2 protein-coding genes and 1 pseudogene are annotated in these 1,355 nt (G+C 59.8%); all 3 read left to right on the top strand.

The window, feature by feature from the left end:
- Positions 1-62: 62 nt before the first annotated feature.
- Positions 63-974, top strand: a complete 912-nt coding sequence (locus RGD00_RS23315) for an N-6 DNA methylase (protein ID WP_310459618.1) — start codon at positions 63-65, stop codon at positions 972-974.
- Complete coding sequence (locus RGD00_RS23310) at positions 971-1,183, top strand: hypothetical protein (RefSeq protein ID WP_310459617.1); 213 nt, start codon at positions 971-973, stop codon at positions 1,181-1,183. The genes RGD00_RS23315 and RGD00_RS23310 overlap by 4 nt, the downstream gene beginning before the upstream one ends.
- 39 nt (positions 1,184-1,222) lie before the next feature.
- Positions 1,223-1,355, top strand: a pseudogene (locus RGD00_RS23305) (IS5/IS1182 family transposase); the annotation flags it as partial.

Raw genomic sequence — 1,355 nt, 5'->3', positions numbered from 1 at the left:
CCATCACGGAAGTCACAGGATAAGTCTGTCCGGGGAAAGGGGAACTCCGGCCCTCAGCCGATTTGTGCAACAGAGCCCTGGAAAACGACTGGGTCGAGGCGATCATCGCACTGCCGACTGACATTTTCTACAACACCGGCATTCAGACCTATGTCTGGTTGCTGACCAACCGCAAGGACACGGCGCGGCGTGGCAAGGTGCAGTTGATCGACGCCAGCGGTGAAAGATTCTGGAAATCGATGCGCAAGTCGCTCGGGTCCAAGCGCCGCGAAATCCCGCCCGAGGCGTGCGACCAGATCGCCCGCATCTACCATGACATGCTGAACGGTAACGAAGGGTGGGAGGACGTGTCGAAAATCTTCGCCACGACCGACTTCGGATATCGCGAGATCCGCGTCGAACGCCCACTGAAACTTGCCTTCGCCGTGACGAAGCACGGGTTGGAGGCGCTGCGCGAGGCGAAGCCGTTTGAACGACTTGACGAGGGCGAGCGACGCGATGTCATGGAGGCTCTGCTTGTGCATCTGCCCGCCGGTCAGCGATGGATGAACCGCGACGCCTTCGACAAGGCGCTCTCCGCCGCTCTCCGTCGTGCAGGTGTCAAGGTCGGTGGGCCGGTCAGAAAGGCGATCCTGTCCGCGCTGTCCGAACGCGACGAAGATGCCGAGGTTTGCACCGACAAGGACGGCAACCCCGAACCCGACACCGATCTGCGCGATCACGAACTGGTGCCGCTGGATCAGGACTGGCGCGCCTATGTCCAGCGCGAGGTTCTACCCTTCGTCCCCGATGCCTGGGTGGATGAGACATACACCGATGCGCAGGATGGCGGCGTCGGGCGTGTCGGGTATGAGATCAACTTCAATCGCTACTTCTACAAATACGTGCCGCCGAGACCGCTCGAAGAGATCGACGCCGAGTTGAAAACCCTCGAAGCAGAGATCGCGGGTCTGCTGCAGGAGGTAGTCGAGTGACGTTTCCGAAAGTCGGTTACCTCATGCGTCCTCTCGCAACGAGTTCGACGATCAAGAATACGGTTGAACTGGAGCAGGCAGACGGATTGTTCCCCGGTTATAGCGCTTCAGGGCAGGACGTTTGGTTGCCATATTTCGATTATGAAGGTCCTGCCATCGTGTTGAGTGCAGTTGGCGCGCAGTGTGGCTCTGTTGCACAAATCGCGTGAGGGATTCATCTCGTGAATCCAGCGTGGTAGCTTGACTGCATGAGCAGACCGACACCCCCGATCTACAAGACCAGGAACTGGCCCGCCTATAACCAAGCGCTCAAGCGCCGCGGCTCTCTGACGATCTGGTTCGACCCCGCCATGACGTGGAAGGCCGCGCCGACTGGCAAGC

The sequence above is a fragment of the Ruixingdingia sedimenti genome (genome assembly GCF_031432425.1).
Lineage (GTDB): Bacteria > Pseudomonadota > Alphaproteobacteria > Rhodobacterales > Rhodobacteraceae > Ruixingdingia > Ruixingdingia sedimenti.
The sequence above is the reverse complement of the archived record's forward strand: the minus strand, read 5'-3'. Positions and strand labels throughout refer to the sequence as shown.